Source organism: Polaromonas sp. (genome assembly GCF_012927455.1).
Classification (GTDB): Bacteria; Pseudomonadota; Gammaproteobacteria; order Burkholderiales; family Burkholderiaceae_C; genus Polaromonas.
This window is the reverse complement of sequence record NZ_JABBPE010000015.1, coordinates 151,371-169,155: the sequence shown is the minus strand read 5'-3', so window position 1 is coordinate 169,155 and position 17,785 is coordinate 151,371. Positions and strand designations below refer to the sequence as shown.

General features: G+C 59.9%; 10 protein-coding genes. 8 read left to right on the top strand and 2 right to left on the bottom strand.

The window, feature by feature from the left end:
- Nucleotides 1–33: 33 nt before the first annotated feature.
- From HHJ18_RS13030 to serB, 3 genes are read left to right on the top strand one after another with little or no spacing between them, the layout of a single operon-like run.
- The gene (locus tag HHJ18_RS13030) at nucleotides 34–354 is read left to right on the top strand and encodes a virulence-associated protein VapB (RefSeq protein ID WP_296915927.1); all 321 of its coding nucleotides are present in this window, start codon (nucleotides 34–36) and stop codon (nucleotides 352–354) included.
- A gap of 14 nt (nucleotides 355–368) precedes the next feature.
- Nucleotides 369–812: a PIN domain-containing protein gene (locus tag HHJ18_RS13025; RefSeq protein WP_296915925.1), complete on the top strand. Its 444-nt coding sequence runs from the start codon at nucleotides 369–371 to the stop codon at nucleotides 810–812.
- A 49-nt stretch (nucleotides 813–861) separates the two neighbouring features.
- The gene (serB, locus tag HHJ18_RS13020) at nucleotides 862–1,572 is read left to right on the top strand and encodes a phosphoserine phosphatase SerB (protein WP_296915923.1); all 711 of its coding nucleotides are present in this window, start codon (nucleotides 862–864) and stop codon (nucleotides 1,570–1,572) included.
- Between the two features lie 76 nt (nucleotides 1,573–1,648).
- Here serB and HHJ18_RS13015 read toward each other — a convergent pair whose 3' ends face one another.
- Both HHJ18_RS13015 and HHJ18_RS13010 read right to left on the bottom strand, forming a co-directional pair.
- Nucleotides 1,649–1,930, bottom strand: a complete 282-nt coding sequence (locus tag HHJ18_RS13015; protein WP_296915922.1) for an HNH endonuclease signature motif containing protein — start codon at nucleotides 1,928–1,930, stop codon at nucleotides 1,649–1,651.
- A gap of 72 nt (nucleotides 1,931–2,002) precedes the next feature.
- The gene (locus HHJ18_RS13010) at nucleotides 2,003–2,812 is read right to left on the bottom strand and encodes a DUF2726 domain-containing protein (RefSeq protein ID WP_296915920.1); all 810 of its coding nucleotides are present in this window, start codon (nucleotides 2,810–2,812) and stop codon (nucleotides 2,003–2,005) included.
- Between the two features lie 524 nt (nucleotides 2,813–3,336).
- On the opposite strand from HHJ18_RS13010, the gene HHJ18_RS13005 reads away from it, so the two are divergent.
- The 5 genes from HHJ18_RS13005 to HHJ18_RS12985 all read left to right on the top strand — a co-directional run bounded on the left by HHJ18_RS13005 (nucleotide 3,337) and on the right by HHJ18_RS12985 (nucleotide 17,763).
- Nucleotides 3,337–4,104, top strand: coding sequence for an amino acid ABC transporter permease (locus HHJ18_RS13005; protein ID WP_296915918.1), 768 nt, complete (start codon nucleotides 3,337–3,339; stop codon nucleotides 4,102–4,104).
- Nucleotides 4,082–4,813, top strand: a complete 732-nt coding sequence (locus HHJ18_RS13000) for an amino acid ABC transporter ATP-binding protein (protein WP_296915916.1) — start codon at nucleotides 4,082–4,084, stop codon at nucleotides 4,811–4,813. Before HHJ18_RS13005 ends, HHJ18_RS13000 begins: the two co-directional genes overlap by 23 nt.
- 719 nt (nucleotides 4,814–5,532) lie before the next feature.
- Nucleotides 5,533–7,200 carry a ShlB/FhaC/HecB family hemolysin secretion/activation protein gene (locus HHJ18_RS12995; protein ID WP_296915915.1) on the top strand — a complete coding sequence of 556 codons (1,668 nt, stop codon included), beginning with the start codon at nucleotides 5,533–5,535 and terminating at the stop codon, nucleotides 7,198–7,200.
- Between the two features lie 28 nt (nucleotides 7,201–7,228).
- A complete protein-coding gene (locus HHJ18_RS12990; RefSeq protein ID WP_296915913.1) occupies nucleotides 7,229–17,389 on the top strand; it encodes a filamentous hemagglutinin N-terminal domain-containing protein in 10,161 nt (3,386 codons plus the stop codon).
- Nucleotides 17,386–17,763 carry a hypothetical protein gene (locus tag HHJ18_RS12985; RefSeq protein ID WP_296915912.1) on the top strand — a complete coding sequence of 126 codons (378 nt, stop codon included), beginning with the start codon at nucleotides 17,386–17,388 and terminating at the stop codon, nucleotides 17,761–17,763. Before HHJ18_RS12990 ends, HHJ18_RS12985 begins: the two co-directional genes overlap by 4 nt.
- The last annotated feature ends 22 nt before the right edge of the window (nucleotides 17,764–17,785 follow it).

Here is a 17,785-nt window from a genome sequence, read left to right as displayed (position 1 = left end):
GGCCGCAGGCAGCCATATTTCAGGAGAAGCACCATGCCTCACGCCTCTGAAAAACTACCACCACACACTGCTGAAACACCCAACGACGCAAAAGAGCGCCATGCGCGCCTGTTTCGCAATGGCGCAAATCAGGCCGTGCGCATTCCCCGCGAGTTTGAGTTGGCCGGAACCGAAACGGTGATGCGAAAGGTAGGCAATACGCTGGTCATAGAGCCCGTCGCCGTGGAGTACCCCCGGGGGTCACCGCAGGCTTTCTTGCAGGCCCTTGACGAAATCGCCAAACTAGGGCCCTGCGACGAGGAGTTTCCCGACGTAGACACTGGCCTGCTTTCGCTTGACGACATCGTGCTGTGAGCGGGGCTGCAGACATGGCATCAGGCCCTTTTTTGCTTGACACCAACATCATCAGCGATCTCATGAAGGGCGCAGGCAGCCTGGCAGCACAGCGCGGCCGCCTGGCAATGCAAAGTGGCAAAGTAATTTGTGTGTGTACCAGCGTAGTCGTGCAACGCGAATTGGTGCTTGGCCTGACAAAGCGGCCTTCAGCCCAACTGCAAGCCGCTTACGATCTTGAAATGGCCAGGTTGCAGATACTTCCGCTCACCGACAGCGTACCGCTGCACTACGCCCGTCTGCGCGCCCACCTTGAAGCGATCGGCCAGCCCATAGGCCCCAACGACGCCCTGATTGCCGCGCACGCACTGGCCATAAATGCCATTCTGGTGAGCGCCGATGCCAAATTTCTCCGGGTACCGGGTTTGCGGGTCGCAAACTGGCTTTCTACTGAAAAAGATGCTGAAAACAGCCTCTAGCCCAATAAATACGGGCGCAAGCAGCTATCAAAATAATAGTGAACTACCTATGACTCCTATCGAAACCGCCTCCGGCCTGGTCATCAACATCGCCACGCCAGACCTCAAACTCAGCGACTTCAAGCTGATCGCCTTTGACATGGACTCCACGCTCATCAACATCGAGTGCGTGGACGAAATTGCCGATGCCGCAGGCCGCAAGGCAGAGGTAGCCGCCATCACCGAAGCCGCCATGCGCGGCGAGATTGCCGACTACAAGGACAGCCTGCGCCAGCGCGTTACGCTGCTCAAAGGCGTCAGCGTGGCGCGCTTGGAAGAGGTCTACCAGCGGCGCCTCAGGCTGAACCCCGGTGCAGCTGAACTGGTGCATGCCTGCAAGTCCGCCGGCCTGAAGACGCTGCTGGTGAGCGGCGGCTTCACCTTTTTCACCGACCGCATTCGCGACGAGCTGGGCATTGACTACACCCGTTCTAACGTGCTGGAAACGCGGGACGGCCTGCTGACTGGGCGCATGGTGGACCAGCCCTGGGGCGACATTTGCGATGGCGAAGAAAAACGCACGATGCTGCTGCAAACCTGCGCAGCACTTGGCATTACCTCGCAGCAAGCCATTGCCATAGGCGACGGCGCCAACGATCTGCCGATGATGGGCGTGGCCGGGCTGTCAGTCGCCTACCACGCCAAGCCCACGGTGCGCGCCCAGGCGATGGTCGCTATCGACGAAGGCGGGCTGGACCGGCTGCTTGAAGTGCTGAAATAGCCTTCACGCGCATGACGCGTGCGCGGGTCTGAACGCCAAGGCCACAGCCGCTTATCGGATTGAAGTAGAAATGGAATCAGGCAATTGGCGCCGGATCTGCTTCCTTGCGCCTGACCTGGCCGGGAGACGCTGATGCTGGAACCAGACCGGTCGCATGTCTCTGCCCATTGCAGAGCTCGTGGCTGATGGCCAGATTCTCGGCGTGGCTATTGCCGCCCTCGCTCAGCGGCTGAATGTGCTCCAGCGTGGCGGCCTCGGGTGTGACGTGCTGGCCGCAGACCCAGCAGGGCACCATACCGTGCAGCTGGCGCGCCAGCGTCTTGTACATCTTGTCGCGGGTATGACCGAGACGACTCATCGCGGCGCGCCTGAAAAAGAAGGAACGCAGGCGCCCGGGTGAACTTGCCGGCCAGGGCGCGCCACAGCGTTTTTATTCAAGCCGCGCTGGCCGCGTGTCAGCCGGATGAATGAAAGAGTCTTCCCATTGCACGGCAAGCCGGTCCGGCTGGTCAGCCTTGTTCGGGACGGCGCCTTGTGCGCCAACGCCGGCCTTGCGGTCCAGTGCTGCGGGTATACGCTGCTGCTCGTCTTTGTTGAGTTCTTTCAGCGCTACGAGTTTGGCTGTTTTCATCTTCTGCCGGGTAAAGGCATCTACTTCTGCGTTAAAGCTGCTGTCTCCGCCGCGCGTCTCGCGAAACGCCCGCACTTGTTCGACCGCGCTTTCGCCCAGAAAGGCAGCGCGCATGGCAATGCTGGTGGGCAGCTGGACGCCGCGAACCACGGTGTAGGCAATGCCGCAGTCTGCCAGCAAGGCTTCCTTCACTTCGAAATCGTCTTGGCTCAGCCCGCGTTTGCCGGGGACATCGACACAACCCACCACTTTGCCGTCGGTCGTGGAGACGGTGAAGGTCGTATAAATCCCAGTAAGTAACTCCAGCAATTGCTTACTTTGTGCCTGGCCCCTGCCGCCGCGTTTGCCATTTCCCCGGTCAAGCGGCGTGGTGAAACGCTGCACCGGTATCTTCACCAGCACGACATGGTCATGAAAGGTGTGGCGCAGCCAGGTCCAAACTTCGTGTTCATGGGTGGTCACCAGCCCGCGTGGGCCCAGCGGCCACTTGCCGACAGAGCGCAGCTCGACGCCGGCTTTGCGCCGCAGCCACCACACGCAAATCAAAGCGCCCAGCAGCAGGCCTATGGCCACGTCCAGGCCCGTCATTAGCAGTGTCGTCAAATTCACGATGGTCTCATTTCATTTTTCAGATCGCTGCGACAGGAGCAGCTACCACCTTGAGCAGCACAGAGAAGTGCTCGGCACGCCAGCATGATGCAGCACGTCTGAACACCATTACAACAGGAATTCCCCGAATTTCCACCCAATTAATACCCTAAAAGCGATGCTAGCCCAAAGGCAGCGGGCGCAGACAGCTACATTTTTTATAGCACACAAGGCTTCCCGCGGGGCGCCGGGACGGCCAGCGTGCGGGCATGGCGGATGCGGCCCTTGGCACGCCTGCCCGGCCCAAGCAGCGCGAAGGCGTGCGCGCGCTTACAGGCGTTACCATTGGCGCACTTCCGTTGCCGCGCTTTAACGCGTTTCGTTTCAACCCTTTTCACGCCACCCCGAGATCTGGCAGTCGCAACCATGAACCTTCCTCAAAAAATCGCGGCTCCGGCCAGCGCGCGCACCAGCCGCAAACGCCTGCTGGCCGAAGACCACGCTGGCCCGCCTTGCCAGTCCATTAAGTCCTGAGTACACCGGTTATGGATCAAGTTCTCTGGTTCGGCTGGTTTCGCGCCGACATCATTACCCAGTATGCAGGGCTGTTCTGGCAGGGCCTGCAAATGACCGTCCTGATCACGCTGATCTGCATTGTGCAAGGCACGGCGCTGGGTCTGGCGGTTGGCCTGGCCAATCTGGCTGAAGCGCGCCGCGCCCCGGCCAGGCAGCTTTGCAAATACGCCTTGCGCTGGCCGGCGACAGTTTTTGTCAGCTTTTTTCGTGGCACGCCGCTGTTTGTGCAGATTTTGCTGATTCACTTTGCCGTGCTGCCACTGTTTATCAACCAGGCCGACGGCCTGCTGATTTCGGGCGAAGCGGCGCGCAACATCAAGCAAAACTACGGTGCCTTTTTGTCGGGCGTGGTGGCGCTCACGCTGAACGCGGGTGCCTATATTTCCGAAATTTTCCGCGCCGGCATCCAGTCGATCGACCGCGGCCAGGTAGAAGCTTCGCGCTCGCTCGGCCTGTCATTTCCGCGCACCATGTACCACGTCATATTGCCGCAGGCATTTCGCAGAATGCTGCCACCGCTGGGCAACAACGCCATCGCGCTGCTGAAAGACTCCTCACTGGTTTCAGCAATTGGCCTGGCCGAGCTGGCCTATGCCGCGCGCACCGTGGCAGGTGCTTATTCGCGCTACTGGGAACCCTACCTGACGATCTCACTGATGTACTGGGTATTGACGCTGGGCCTGGCCTACGTCGTGAAGAAACTGGAGGATCGTTATGGACGAGGTGATACGCGTTAAGGCACTGACCAAGCGCTTTGGCCAGCTTGCCGTGCTGCGCGGCATTGACTGCGCCATCAAAGCCTCGGAAGTGGTCTGTGTGATTGGGCCTTCGGGCTCAGGCAAGAGCACGTTCTTGCGCTGCCTTAACGGCCTGGAAGACGCCTCGGGCGGAGAGGTGCTGGTGCATGGCGTTTCAGTGCACGAGGCTAAAACCGATGTCGATGCGCTGCGCTCGGAAATCGGCATGGTGTTTCAGCGCTTCAATCTTTTCCCGCACAAGACCGTGCTGGAAAACATCACGCTGGCGCCCACCAAGGTGCGCGGCTTGACCACCGCACAAGCGCATCTGCGCGCCAAGGAGCTGCTCGACAAAGTCGGGCTGATCGACAAGATTGACGCCTATCCCAACCAACTGTCGGGCGGGCAGCAGCAGCGCGTGGCGATTGCACGGGCGCTGGCCATGCAGCCGCGCATCATGCTGTTTGACGAACCCACCTCGGCGCTGGACCCGGAAATGGTCGGCGAAGTGCTGGCCGTCATGCAAGCCCTGGCTGAAGAAGGCATGACCATGGTGGTCGTCACGCATGAGATGGGCTTTGCCCGCCAAGTGGCCGATCGTGTGCTGTTTATCGACGAGGGCCTGGTGGTCGAAGAAGGAACACCGGCCGACATCTTTGACCGGCCGCAGGAAGAGCGCACGCGCAAATTTCTGAGCAAGGTGCTGTAACAACCGCTTCCGCCCGTTCGCCAGTTTCTACAAGAAAATAGCCTGCAGCCCAATAATGACGGGCGCAATCAGCTATTTTTTTTATAGCATCCTGACGTCGAACCAGCCCTCCCTCACACTCCCCACGGTGTGCAGCGACTGGGCAAGCCAGTCAAGAAAGATACAGGGCGACAAGCTGATGGGCGCAGGGGCAGCTACAGCAAGGTTTGAGAAATCAATACTTTCCCCAAGCCATCCCTGCCGGATTCGCTGCCCGGGCGATGCGTAACGAACGCCTGACCGGGCAGAGCAAGCACCGGTCAAAGTCCGGAACCTCGGGTGAGCCTTATCGTGACGCCCACTTCACGGATTTCCGAATCGCTACAGGCTAGTTGATACTTTATATTACATATCGCACATTTATTGCTGTAGCGAACTGTGATGAAAACATCCGCACTCTCAAAATGTGGCAAATATGACCTGAAATTTTATTTTTGGATTTGAACTTCGACGCCATTTTAATCGATACATTTAGAAATATTTGTTAACACTAAAAGGCGAAATTGCCCGAAAAACATGACGCGTCGGGTGCAATAGCCCAACATGTGCCAGCGCGCACAGCAAACCACGCAAGCCGAAAATTCAGTGCTTCCAGCCTCTTGATTGGCCTCGCCGTTTTCGTTTTTGCCGGACACGCCCGCGCTCAATCCGCACCTCAGCCACCTCCCCTGCCCGCTATCGTGCTGGCTCCGCAAAGCAGCGATGCGCAAGAGCAGCGCCGTGTGCAAGAGCGCGATCGCGCGCTACGCGAGCAGCAAGAGCGCGGACCAGACGTGAGGTTACCCAAGGCTCCAGAAGCCGAAGCCGGAAAATTGCCCAGAGTTGAGTCACCCTGTTTTGTGATTCATCAACTCACGCTCAAGTCTGCCGCCAGCGATAAATCCACCTCGGCTTACCCATTCGCCTGGGCGCTGGATGCGGCGGCAGGCCCCGACCGAAGCGACTCTCCACTGGAACGCTGCCTTGGCGCTGAAGGCATAGGCCTTGTGATCAAGCGGGTACAAAATGCTGTCATCGCAGGCGGCTATGTCACCACCCGCATCCTGGCTGAGCCGCAGGACTTGCAAAGCGGCGTATTGGCGCTCACGGTTATTCCTGGTCGCATTCAGGCTATCCGGTTTGCGCCAGGCAGTGGCGCCCGCGGTAACGCGTGGAACGCAGTGCCGGCCAGGCCTGGCGACATCCTCAACCTGCGCGATATCGAGCAGGCACTGGAGAATTTCAAGCGTGTACCGACGGCCGAAGCCGACATTCAGATCGAGCCGGCGGCCGGCCCTGATGCTCAGCCAGGGCAAAGTGATCTGGTGATCAGCCATCAACAACCGTTTCCTTTCAGGCTCTCACTGAGCGCAGACGACAGCGGCTCTAAAGCAACTGGCAAGTATCAGGGCGGTATGACGTTGTCTTACGACAACTGGTGGACGCTCAACGATCTACTGTATCTCTCGCTCAATCGCGACCTGGGCGGCGGCTCGTACGGGGACCGCGGCACCCGTGGCAACACGGCGCATTATTCGGTGCCGCTGGGCTACTGGCTGCTGGGCACCACCGTCAGCAACAGCCGCTACCGTCAATCAGTGGCCGGTGCCAGTCAGACCTATATGTACGGCGGCACCAGCAGCAACGTGGAGGCCAAACTGTCACGACTGGTTTACCGCGATGCTGCGCGCAAGACCACGCTTGCTTTGCGGGCGTTCCAGCGCACCTCGAATAATTTCATTGACGACACCGAGGTTGAAGTGCAGCGCCGTAAAGTCGGCGGCTTTGAGGCGAGCGTCAATCACCGCGAATTCATCGGCGCGGGAACCCTGGATATGAATCTGGCTTACAAGCGCGGCACCGGTGCTTTCGGTTCGCAGCCTGCACCCGAAGAAGCCTTTGACGAGGGCACCTCGCGCATGAAAATCACCACGGCAGACGTGACCCTCAATGCGCCATTCAAAGCGCTTGACCAGCGCTTCAGATACACCGGCATTCTGCGCACCCAGTTCAACCACACCCGCCTGACACCGCAAGACCGGTTTGCCATTGGCGGGCGTTACACCGTGCGCGGTTTTGACGGCGAATCTTCGCTATCGGCAGAGCGTGGCTGGCTGGTTCGCAATGAACTAAGTGGCGCATTGGGTGCAAGCGGACAGGAAGCTTATATCGGCCTGGACTACGGCAGGGTGGGCGGGCCAAGCAGTGAATTTTTGCTCGGCAAAAGCCTGGCCGGTGCGGTATTCGGTGTGCGTGGCGCCGTTAAAAATCTTCAGTACGACCTCTTTCTGGGCAAATCACTCAGCAAACCCGCTGGCTTTCAAACTGCTTCCGTGACTGCCGGTTTCAGTCTGAATTACAGCTTTTAGTTTCCGAATCTCAACATCGAGCCCTTCTATGAACAAGCACCTGCACCGCATCATCTTCAACCCAGCGCGCGGCCTGCGCATGGTCGTACAGGAAACGGCGACCAGTGCAGGTAAAGCCAATGGAGCGACACGAGGATCGCGCCCAACAGTTGGTTTCGCGCCTGCAGGAGTTGGCTACGGCCGCCTGGCCCATCTTGCGTTCGCCGTGTTGTGTCTGCTGGGTGTGCCGTTGCAGCTGACCTCAATGGCGCACGCGCAGATCGTGGCCGATCCCAACGCGCCGCGCAATCAGCAACCGACCGTTTTGAACACGGCAAACGGTCTGCCCCTGGTCAATATCCAGACGCCTAGCGCAGCCGGTGTTTCACGCAACACCTACGGCCAGTTTGACGTCAATGCCACCGGCGCTGTCCTCAACAATTCTCGTACCAATACGCAAACGCAGCTTGGCGGCTGGGTACAGGGCAACCCCTGGCTGGCTACCGGCAGCGCCCGGGTGATTCTCAACGAAGTCAATTCGAGCAACCCCAGCCAGCTGCGCGGGTTTGTCGAAGTGGCCGGTAGCCGAGCCGAAGTCATCATCGCCAACCCGGCTGGCGTGAACATTGACGGCGCCGGGTTTATCAACGCCAGCCGCGCCACGATCACCACCGGCACCGCGTCTGTGTCGGGCGGCAACCTCGACGGCTATGTGGTGCAGCGCGGCCTGGTCACCATTAACGGGGCCGGCCTCGATGCGCGTCAGACCGACTACACCAGCATTCTGGCGAGGGCCGTCGAAGTCAATGGCCAGATACTGGCCAACGAACTTAAAGTCATCACAGGTGCCAACCAGATAGACGCGGCGCAAACCAGCGCCACGCCGGTCGCAGGCACTGGTGCCGCGCCCGCCTTCGCGCTGGACGCATCGGCCCTGGGCGGCATGTACGCCGGCAAGATCACGCTGATCGGGACCGAAGCCGGCGTGGGCATGCGCATCGGCGGCGTCATAGGAGCCACCGCAGGCGACGTTGTCTTGCAAGCCAATGGCTGGCTGACCAATATCGGAAGCATTCAGGCCACCGGCAATGCGCAGATCAATACCGGCGGCAGCGTTACCAACCGCGGCACCGTTTATGCCAATGGCAACACCGGTCTGGCGGCGGTTGACGGCATCACGAACACCGGTCTGGTTGCGGCGCAGGGCAACACCAGCGTGCAAGCCACCGGCGCAGGCGCGCAGATCAGCGCCAGCAAGGGCTCCGTCATCGCAGCCGGCCTCAATCCTGACGGCACCCTCAGGACCAGCGGCGACCTCATCGTCTCCGGCACTGCTGCCGTGGCCCTAATTGGCCAAACGATTGCCGGCGGCAACGCCGAGGTCTCCGGTGCCCGGCTTGACTTGTCCGGCGGCAAACTCGCCGCGCAAAACTTCACCTTGAGCGCCGCAGCCGGCGACATGGACGCCAGCCAGGCCGGCATCAGCACCCAGGGCGTGCTGGCGATCAGTGCCGCGCAGACCGTGCGCACCGATGGCGCAACCGTTGCAGCCCAGCAACTGAGCCTGAAGGCGCGCGACCTGTCTAACATGGCTGGCGAGATCGTCCAGACCGGCAATACCGACCTGGCGATCTTGCTCTCATCGCCGACCGGCACGCTGGACAATACGCGGGGCCGCATCGCCGTCAACAGTCAAAACCTGACGCTCAGCGCCAACACCCTGACCAACACCGACGGCAAGATCGAGCACGCTGGCTCCGGGACGCTGGCTATTGATGCCACAGTGCTCAATGACCAGCGCGGCCAGATCACCGGCAACGGTGCGCTAAGCATCACTGCGGACAGCATCAACCACCAAAACGCCCACAGCCTGGCCCAGCAAGTCACGGTTGCGGCTGGCAACCTGAACAATCATCAGGGCGAGATCACACAAGTCGGCAGCGGCCAAGCCACCCTCAGCGTCAGGGGCACCCTCGACAACAGTGCAGGCACCATTGCCAGCAATGGCAGCGCCAGCATCAGCGCGCAAACGCTTGACAACTCGCAAGGCCGCATCACGTCCGCGCAAAGCGCCGACTTTACGGTCGCAGCCAGCCTGAACAACACAGATGGCTCCATCGCCGCTGGCCAGAACTTGAGCCTAGCCAGCGGCAGCATCGACAACACCCGCGGCACGCTGCAATCCACTCAAGGCGACACCACCTTGAATGTTGGCAACCTGAACAACCATGCGGGTAGCGTTTATGCCGGTGGCAGTCTAAGTACCACCGCAGTAAACGTCACCAGCACCGGCAGCCTCTACGCCGCAGGAAGCCAGATTCTCACTGTCAGCGGAGCCGTCAGCAACACCGGCGTGATCGCAGCCCGGGGCAATACCACCATCACAGCGGACAACCTGAACAGCGCAGCAACCAGCCTGCTCGGCGCGGGCATTGCATCGGATGGCAGCTTAGGCAACGCTGGCAACCTCAGCGTGAGCACGACTGGGGCGCTGACGGCCCGCGGACAAAATCTTGCAGCGGGCGATGCCACCATGAGCGGCGCTTTGGTTGACCTGAGCAGCAGCCAGACCAGCGCGTCGGCTATCACCCTCACAGCCACCGCAAGCAACGTTAACACCAGCGCCGCAACCCTCACCACCCCGGGCACGCTGCACATCACCGCCAAAACGCAAAACGCGCAGACGCTGAACAACCGTGGTGGCACGTTAAGCGCAGGCCAACTGAACCTCGACAGTGCCAACCTGAACAATGCCCAAGGCCAGATCATCCAGACAGGTGCAAGCAACACCACGATTGCCTTGAGTTCTCCCACCGGCACGCTGGACAATACGCAAGGCCGCATCGCCGGCAACAGTCAAAACCTGACGCTCAGCGCCAACACCCTGACCAACACCGACGGCAAGATCGAGCACGCTGGCTCCGGGACGCTGGCTATTGATGCCACAGTGCTCAATGACCAGCGCGGCCAGATCACCGGTAACGGCGTCTTGAGCATCACGGCTGGCAGCGTCGATCACCGCAACGCCAGCACCATCGCACGGCAGGTCACGATTGCCGCTAGCAGCCTCAATAACCAGCAAGGCGAGATCATTCAGACCGGTTCTGGGCAGACCCGCATCACGGCCACTGACTTCATCAACAACACGGCGGGCCGCATTGAGACTAATGACGCAGCCTTCATCAGCACCGGCACCCTTGACAACACGCAAGGCCGCATCACGTCCGGGCAAAGCGTTCTAATCACGACCAGCGGCAGCATGAACAACACCGATGGCACCCTCGCCGCCAGCCGGAACCTGGGTCTGGTGGGTGGAAATGTCGACAACACGCGGGGCACACTGCAGGCCGTGACCGGAAACGTCACGCTGCAGGTAGGCGATTTGAGCAACAACGCAGGCGCCGTTTATGCGGGGGCAAACCTCACCACAAGCGCCAGCAACGTCATCAACACGGGCAGTTTGTACGCAGGCGGCAACCAGGTTCTTGCCGTCAGCGGCAACGCCAGCAATGTCGGCGTGATTGCCGCGCAGGGAGATGTCAGCATCACCGCGGATAGCATGAACAGCAGCGCCACCGGCCTGCTTGGCGCAGGCATCCGGGCTGATGGCAGCCTGTCCACCGCAGGTCAACTGCGCGCCGCGACAGCCAACGGCCTCGTTGCCAAAGGGCAAAATCTTGCCGCTGGCAGCGCCACCCTTACAGGAGCGTCCGTCGATCTGACGGGCAGCCAGACCAGCGCCGCCAGCATCGCCATCACGGCCACAGCGGGCAACGTCACCACCAGCGCTGCAACTGTCACAACCCCGGGCACGCTCGACGTCAGCGCCAAAGCGCAGGGCACCCAGAGCCTCGTCAACAGCCAGGGAACGATCAGCGCCGGCCAGTTGAATCTGGACGTAGCCAATCTGAACAACGCGCAGGGCCAAATCATCCAGACGGGCCTAGGCAACACGACGATTGCCCTGAGTTCACCCCTCGGGACGCTGAACAACAGCGCCGGCCGCATCGCGGTTAATAGCCAGAACCTGAGCCTCAGCGCCGCCAGTTTCCTCAACACCGACGGCAGGATCGAGCACGCAGGCACCGGAACGCTGGCTATCGACTCGAACTCACTGAACGACCAACGCGGCCAGATCACCGGCAATGGCGCCCTGATCGTCAATACAGGCGTCTTTAACCACGACAACGCCAGCACCGTCGCCAAACAAATCAGCCTGTCTGCCACCAGCCTGAGCAACCGTTCCGGCGAAATCATTCAGACGGGGTCTGGGGTGACCACTTTCACCGCGCTCGGCGCAATTGACAACACCGCAGGCGTCATCGCCAGCAATGGCACTACCAGCGTCAGCGGGCAAACCCTGAGCAACCAGGGCGGCACGATTCAGGCCACGGGCGCCTCTGGTCTGAGCCTTTCGGTCAATGCCGGGCTTGACAACAGCGGCGCAGGCAAACTGGCCGCTGGTGGTGACTTCAATTTAGTAGCGGGTGCATTGAATAACAGTCAAGGCAGCATCACAGCGGGTGGCGGTTTGGATGCAGCGCTTGCCCAGGGCCTCAGCAACAGCCAGGGCTTGATCGCCGCCAATGGTGATGTATCGCTTGCTGCGGCGTCGCTGGACAACAGCCGCGGCACGATTGCCTCGGTGCAAGGCAGCGCCACCATCAACAGCATAGGTGCCACGCAAAACGACAGCGGAAAAATTCAGTCTGCGCTCGACGTCACACTTGTCAATACCGGACTGAGTAACGCCATGGCCACCGGTGCCGCGCAGGCAGGCAGCATCACGGCGGGCAGAAACGCCAGCATCCAAACCAACGGCCAGGCGCTGCACAACGCGCAGGGCACTATCGCCGCCAGCCAGCTGGCCGGCTTGCAAACAGGCGCCTTGAACAACGATGGCGGCTTGATTCAGGCCGGAACCGCCCTGAGCGTCAACACCAGCGGCCAAACCCTGAGCAATGCCAATGCATCGCAGCATGTCACCGGCGCTGGCGGCATCACGTCGCAAGGCACGATGGCGCTTGCGACGGGCGATATCAACAATGCGCGCGGCTTTGTGGGCGCAAAGGGCGCGTTGACCGCGACCGCCGCCAACATAGGCAACACGGCAGGCGGTCAAATCGTGGGGCAGTCCGGCGTCAGCATCAGCAGCAGCGGCTTTGACAACTGGGGTGGCCAGGTCCAGGCCTTGGGCAGCTTGGGCATCGACGCGGGAGCGGGCAGCATCAACAACAGCGACAGCCTGATGCGCAGCGCAGAGAACCTCAGCCTGAGTGCGGCTACGGTCCTCAACAGCAACACCCTGGGAGGCAACCAGGGCATGGAAGCCAAAAACGTGGCCATCACGGCCAGCGCGATTGCCAACAACCAGGGGGCGATCCGGGCTGACAACAATGCGATCCTGACCAGTTCGGGCAGCATCGACAACTCCGGCGGTCTGATCAGCGCCGGCAACACCGCTTCACTTCAGGATCTGGCTGCCGCCAAAACGCTGGCCATCAGCAACACTGCTGGCACTCTCATTGCCGGGCAAAACACTGTGATCAACGCATCCAGCCTGAGCGGCGACGGCAAAGTGCTGTCGCGTGGCGACCTGTCCATTGCTTTGGTCAGCGACTTTAACAACAGCGGCGAAGTCACGGCAAACCGCAATGCCAGCATCACGACGGGGGCCAACCTAAGCAACAGCGGCAAGCTGCAGGCAGGCAACATTTTGACGGTCAATGCGCAAAGCATCGACAACGCTGGGACAGGCGAAATCACGGGCGCGGTGACGCAAGTCAACGCAGCCAATGCGCTGACGAACCGGGGGCTGATTGACGGGCAGGACACGCGCATCAATGCCGCCACGCTCAACAACCTAGGCACGGGCCGCATCTATGGCGACCGCCTCAGCATAGCGGCCGTGACCGTCAACAACGACTTTGAGAACGGCAGGGCGGGCACTATCGCCGCGCGCGAGCGTCTGGATATTGGCGCGCAAACCATTAACAACCGCGAGCATGCGCTAATTTTCAGTGCGGGCAATATGGGCATTGGCGCCACACTCGATGCCAACAGGCAGGCTAGCGGTCAGGCAAGCGCATTGAACAACAACAGTGCCACGATTGAAGCCTTGGGCGATCTAAATCTGAGCGCGGTTCAATTGAACAATACCAATGAACACTTTGCTTACGAGTTGAGGGTGACCTCCGTAGAGGTCAACGTGCGCGAAGACATCAGTCCGACGCTGTACCGAGTCTTCACGCGCACGACTCAAACTCCTGTTGCCACCTACAGCGATCCTGCCAACCTGCTGGCCGGCGGCAACCTGACGCTTAACAGCCAAAATCCAGTCAATGCCAATAGTCACATCGTGGCAGGCGGCCTTCTAAAGATTGTTGCAGCGCCACTAGTAAACGCTGACGTAATGGCTGACAAGCTGGTCACCGATTCGGGAACCACCTACACCCTGGTGCATTACCCAACAACAGGCCATTGCGGCTTCATCAAAATCAACTGCGTTCGCGCCCATGATGACTGGGTTCCCGGGCCTTACGACATCACCACGCCTCTTAGTGTGCCCGTCAGCCAAATCACGCCAACACAGGCCAGCGGTGAAACTATCAATGCTTCTGTTTTAGCGAACGTCAGCACCGGTACTGTTGCCGCCAGCGCCACGATGGCTGGATTCAATTCGGCGGCTATCAACCCAGATGCAGGCACCGCTGGTCAATTCAACGCCATTGCTGCCGCCGGCAGGTTGGCCAATACAGCCTATGGTGCGGGCGGTTTGACACAAGTTGCCCCCTCCCTTGCAGCAAGAGTCACGATCACGCCCGCATCGGGTAGCGCAGCCCAAGCCGCCTTGGGTGCCAACGCCCTTACCCGAGCCCAAGTCAACCCGATTACACAAGTCAAACTGGCCAGTCCATCAGGTGGCGTGCAAGTCGTGCGCACTACCACGCCACCCACGCTAGTTCCCAACACAAGCCTGTTCAGGATTAACCCCGCACCTGCAGCAAACTTCCTGGTCGAAACCGACCCGCGCTTTGCCAACTATCGCCAATGGCTTGGCAGTGATTACCTGCTAAGCCAAATTAAGCTAGACCCTGGAGTCACGCAAAAGCGCCTGGGCGACGGCTTTTACGAACAAAAGCTGGTCCGCGAACAACTCATGCAGTTAACCGGCCAGCGCTTCCTTGCCGACTACAGCAGCGACGAAGCCCAATACCGCGCCCTGATGGACTCCGGCCTGACCTTCGCCAAAACCCACAACCTGCGCCCTGGCATCGCCCTGAGCGCGGCCCAGATGGCCCAGCTCACAGCAGACATCGTCTGGCTGGTCGAGCAAGAAGTCACCCTGGCAGACGGCTCCCGACAAAAGGCCTTGGTGCCCCAGGTCTACGTGCGCGTGCGTGAAGGCGACTTGAACGGTAGCGGCGCCCTGCTGGCAGGAAAAGAAATCAATATCAATTTGACGGGCAACCTCACCAACAGCGGCACCATCGCCGGGCGCAGCATCGTCGCCTTAAGCGCTGACAACCTCAACAACCTGGCCGGCCGCCTCAACGGCGACGCCGTGTCGGTGACGGCGCGAACCGATTTGAACAATATCGGCGGCACCATCAGCGCCAACAACCGGCTGGAAGTGGCCGCCGGACGCGACATCAACCTCGAAACCACCACCCGCAGCGCCAGCAATGCGGTAGGCGCCAACACCTTTAGCCGCACCGGCATTGACCGCGTGGCCGGACTGTATGTGAGCAACCCGGGCGGCGTGCTGGTGGCAAGCGCCGGGCGCGATACCAACATCCTCGGCGGCGTGATCTCCAACGCCGGCGAGGGCGGCGCCACGGTGCTCGCGGCAGGGCGCAACCTCAACCTCGCCACAGTAACAACGCAAGAAGCCAACATGCTCGTCTGGGATGCACAAAACCGCCTCAGCTACAGCCACAGCAATGAAGTAGGCAGCCAGGTCAACGCCCAAGGCAGCGTTCTTTTGCAAGCCGGTGCGGACATCAACGCCCGCGCCGCCAACGTGCAGGCGGGCAACGCGCTGACAGCCGTTGCCGGCAACAACATCAACATTACAGCCGGTCGAAACACCAGCACGCTCGACGAGGCGCATCAGTTCAAAAGCAGGGGCTTTTTGTCCAGCACCACCACCACGACCTTAAACCAGTTCAACCGGGTCGAAAGCGCAGGCTCCAGCTTCGGCGCAAGCACGGTGATGATGAGTGCAGGCAATAACCTGCTGGTGAACGGCTCCAGTATCACCAGCGACAAGGCGACTGCCCTGGTGGCCGGCAACAATCTCATCATCGAGTCCGCACAAAATACCACCTCCGAGTCCCACTTCCTGCAAGAAAAGAAGTCCGGCATCATGCTCAACGGATCTCTGTCCAACCCCAACTCCTTAAGCCTGGACTTCAAGCGCGGCGCCTCCAGCAATGCCACCAGCGCCAGCACGACCGAAGCCGGTAGCACCGTCACCAGCGCCAACGGTGCCACCACACTGATCGCACAAAACGGCATCCTCGCCGTCATCGCCTCCAACGTCAGCGCAGGCAGCGACAAGCAGCTCAAGCTGCAAGGCGCGCAGGTGTATTTAAGCGGCGGGCTCAACAGTGAAGAGACCACGCTGGAGTCCAAACAGAACGCGACCAACATTCACGCCGGCATCGTCAAGCCCAGCGAAGGCCTCTTCTCGCGCGGCGGCGTCAAGGGCACCAGCGGGCAGACCACGCTGGCGGCCACCACGCTGGCGGGCGGCAACATCTCCATCCAGGCCACCGGCAAACCCGGCCAGACAGCAGACGGCCAGGATCTGCCCAGCGGCATCTCCCTGGCCGGCGTCAAGCTCACCACACCGGGCGAGCTCAAGCTGGACGCAGGAGACGGCAAGCTGGCCTTCAACATCATCCAGACCACGACCAGCACCAGCCGCGAGAGCACCCAGCGCGACCTGGTGTACCAAAAAGCCAAAGGCCAAGGCACCACCAGCACCGACGCCGAATACAACGACCTCACGTACGGCAAGCTGACGATCAAAACCCCGAACGTCGTGATCCAACAAGCCCGGTCCGCAGGCGCGGCCGGTGCCCTCACCCCGGCCAGCTTGAGCGAGCTAGGCAGCAAACCCGGCATGGGCTGGATCGCCGACGTGCAGCGCCAGCAAGCCGAGCTCGCCCGCACCAACCCGGCCGCTGCGCTTCATATCCAAAACGTCAAGCTCGCCCATGAGCAGTGGGACTACAAGCAGCAGGGCCTGACGCCCGAAGGCGCCGTGATCGTGACGATTGTGGTGGCCTACTTCACGGCCGGGGCCGGCACCAGCCTGGTGGGCGCGGCTACAACCACGGCTGGGGTGACTACGACCACTGTGGCAGGCGCAGCATTGGCCACGACCACTGCAGTAGGGGTCACAACCTACACCGCAGTAGGAGCGGCAATCAACGCAGGCTTTAGCTCGTTGGTGACACAAGCGAGCATTGCCTTTGTGAACAACAATGGCGATATTGGTGCCACGCTGAAACAATTGGGCAGCAGCGACAGCATCAAACAAACAGTGGCTGCGATGCTGACGGCTGGGGTCGGCACGGAGCTGCCCAGCACCGGTATTTCCAGTGTCGCGGCACAAACGGCGACTGGGTGCGTGACGGGCAGCATAACGGGAATTGGCTGCTCGCGAGGGGCAACGAATGCGGCGTTTACGAGTGGGGCTGCGTTTACTTACAACGGCGCGGTGGGGTATGCAGCTAGTGCGGGGCCGGGGTTTAATCCTGAGAATCCCATTTATGAGGTGAATACAACTCCTGGCTCACCGGTTTATGGACAACAGCCGATAGTGTCTCAGGGTGCCAATGTAATAGGATTTAACGGTCCAAACTCTGCATTTTCGCAAGGCGGACAAATTAGCCAAACACTAAATCGTGTCCCATTTATTAATGCAACTGCAGGATTTCATGACTGGCTGTTTAATGCGAATCCAAAATTCAATGACTGGTTTAGTGTATTAAACGTTCCCACTATGATTCCTGCAGCCTTATTATCAATACCTGCGGCACTTAACAACCCGAATTTGTCATGGGTGCTTGTCAATGGCGCACCTTACAACCTAAACTATCCGAACAGACCTCCAACCACCCCAAGTGCTTTTCGAATTTCAGAAACTGGACCCCGTCAGCCTGGCTTCGGCGCTTCGACTTTGAGGATAATTCCATGAAGAGATATCACAGTATTTTTTTAGTTGTATTTTTTTTACTTGGCGTCTCCACGGCGATGACAGGATGCGTATTTAATAATAGCGTTCAAGGCAGACACGAGATGTTTATAGATGGAATGAACTCTTATGTTGGAACAAAGACTATTAACTACCATGAGAAATCGGGGGCAGTTGCTATTAGCAAAAAATCTTTGGCCAATGGGAATATCGAAAATGAATATGGTTATGCAACAAGCTTTGTTATAAGTCCGGATGGGAAAGGCGGGACTTTCCACTGTCATTATTTCTTCGAGTACCAACCTCAATCAGGCTTGATCGTGAAATTTAGATTTGAAGAAACATCTAAATATGCTTGTAGAGGCAGCGGTGCCTGACAATTCGTGAAAACCCCGCCTC

Bases quoted from the DNA above. Each gene is read 5' to 3' on its own strand.
- serB (WP_296915923.1), top strand. From the start codon at position 862: ATGACTCCTATCGAAACCGCCTCCGGCCTGGTCATCAACATCGCCACG.
- HHJ18_RS13015 (WP_296915922.1), bottom strand. From the start codon at position 1,930: ATGAGTCGTCTCGGTCATACCCGCGACAAGATGTACAAGACGCTGGCG.
- HHJ18_RS13030 (WP_296915927.1), top strand. From the start codon at position 34: ATGCCTCACGCCTCTGAAAAACTACCACCACACACTGCTGAAACACCC.
- HHJ18_RS13025 (WP_296915925.1), top strand. From the start codon at position 369: ATGGCATCAGGCCCTTTTTTGCTTGACACCAACATCATCAGCGATCTC.
- HHJ18_RS12990 (WP_296915913.1), top strand. From the start codon at position 7,229: ATGAACAAGCACCTGCACCGCATCATCTTCAACCCAGCGCGCGGCCTG.
- HHJ18_RS13005 (WP_296915918.1), top strand. From the start codon at position 3,337: ATGGATCAAGTTCTCTGGTTCGGCTGGTTTCGCGCCGACATCATTACC.
- HHJ18_RS12985 (WP_296915912.1), top strand. From the start codon at position 17,386: ATGAAGAGATATCACAGTATTTTTTTAGTTGTATTTTTTTTACTTGGC.
- HHJ18_RS13000 (WP_296915916.1), top strand. From the start codon at position 4,082: ATGGACGAGGTGATACGCGTTAAGGCACTGACCAAGCGCTTTGGCCAG.